This window comes from Thiolapillus sp. (assembly GCF_048562965.1).
Lineage (GTDB): Bacteria > Pseudomonadota > Gammaproteobacteria > Chromatiales > Chromatiaceae > Thiolapillus > Thiolapillus brandeum_A.
Map to the genome: position 1 here is coordinate 1 of NZ_JBHNMF010000585.1, position 1,957 is coordinate 1,957.

The following is a 1,957-nucleotide window of genomic DNA, read 5'->3' on the forward strand; positions in this document are numbered from 1 at the left end:
CTATGGTGAGAGGGGGATACGAAGTCGTCATTGTTGACAATGACTCAACAGATGAAACGGAGCGGCTTCTAGAGCGCGTAGACGGTGCGACAATTATCCGGAATGATGAGAACAAGGGGTTTCTTCTGGCTTGCAATGCAGGTGCAAAGGTAGCGAAGGGAAAATACCTGCTTTTTCTCAATAACGATGCGGTGTTGCTCGATGACTCGGTGAGCAAAGCGGTTCAGGTTATCGAACAAGGCGATGGGATTGGGGCGGTCGGCGGGAAAATTTTGCTGTTGGATGGTTCCTTGCAGGAGGCTGGCAGTCTGGTATGGAACGATGGTTCCTGCCTTGGCTATGGGCGCTGTGATTTGCCGGATAAGCCGGAATACATGTTTCGGCGCGATGTTGACTACTGCTCCGGCGCATTCCTGATGGTGCCACTGGCGTTGTTCGATGAACTGGGTGGTTTTGATCCGGTGTTTGCCCCTGCCTATTATGAGGAAACAGATTTTTGTCTGCGCCTGCATGAAAACGGCTACAAGGTGATCTATGAACCTTCAATAAGCATTCTGCACTATGAATTTGGCAGCAGTCAGGGCAATGATGCCACTTCGTTACAGAAGCGAAACAGGAAGGCTTTTGTGGCAAATCATCCGGAATACCTGGGACGCAAACTGAAACCGATGGAAGCAAATATCCTGAAGGCCCGCTTTGCCAGCCAGGACCAGAAAAAAATATTGTATATAGATGACAGAGTTCCGCATTGTCATTTTGGGTCCGGTTTTCCACGGTCAAATTTCATTTTGAATACGCTGACAGAGCTGGGATATCAGGTGACACTTTATCCTTTGAATTTTCCGAATGAGGACGATTGGAATACGGTATATGGCGATATTCCGGATACGGTAGAAGTCATGCTGCATCAAGGAAGAAAAAAGCTTGGTGAGCATTTGAAGAGCAGGCGAAATTATTATGATCTGGTTTTTGTCAGTCGGCCTCACAATATGGAATTCTTCTCACAGGTAGCGGGTAAGGTCTTTGGCCATGACGGCTGGCCAAGGATCATATATGACGCCGAGGCGATATTCAGTCTTCGTGACGCCGCAAAATATGCCGTTTTTTCCGGGAAAAAAGACGAAGAACTGGAAAAAAACATCATTGCTGAAACCAGTCTGGTAGATAAGGCCGATCTCGTCATCACGGTTTCTCCGGGAGAAAGGAACACTTTTGCCAGATATTATAGTGGTGAAATTCATGTTGTCGGCCATGCCATGGAACTGAATCCCACGGATACTGCATTCAATGACCGGCAAGACCTGTTGTTTATAGGAAATATGGATTACAACGGTTCCCCGAATGTGGATTCCATTGTCTGGTTTGTGCATGAAGTATTCCCACTGCTGCTGGACAAATTGCCTGGTATCCACCTGAAACTGGTTGGCACCAATGAATCATCTGAAATACAGAAGTTGGGCGACAACCCGCAGATTGAACTGTTGGGAAGACAGGAATCTCTGGAGCCGTTTTACAGCGCTGCAAGGGTTTTCATTGCGCCAACCCGTTATGCAGGAGGCGTACCGTACAAGATTCATGAGGCGGCATCTTACGGGTTGCCTGTAGTTGCTTCAGAACTTCTTTGTGAACAGCTGGGGTGGAAGTCAGGCGAGGAATTGCTTGTCGCGAATGTACAGGATCCAGTGAAGTTTGCTGATCAGTGTGCCCGATTGTATTCTGACGAGGCGTTATGGCAATCGGTTCGTGAAGCTGCCCTGCGCAGAGTGGAAAGTGAATGCTCGGTGTCCAAAATGAAAAAAATGGTGGAAACAGCTTTTGATTCTGCCTGACAGGATGATTAGCGGCTAAGAAAATAGTGTTTGTATGACGATACCAGTGCTTCGTTCAGGCTCCAACTGCCGGTCAAGATGTTGCGAAACAGTTTTGCAGTGAAACGGAACACCGCCATGAAAGGGAA

General features: G+C 47.8%; 1 protein-coding gene. It reads left to right on the forward strand.

The annotated features are described in order from the left end of the window. The coding region (locus ACOCD2_RS18010; protein WP_293649688.1) for a glycosyltransferase at window positions 1–1,829 on the forward strand (1,829 nt) is incomplete at its 5' end. Window positions 1,830–1,957: the final 128 nt, after the last annotated feature.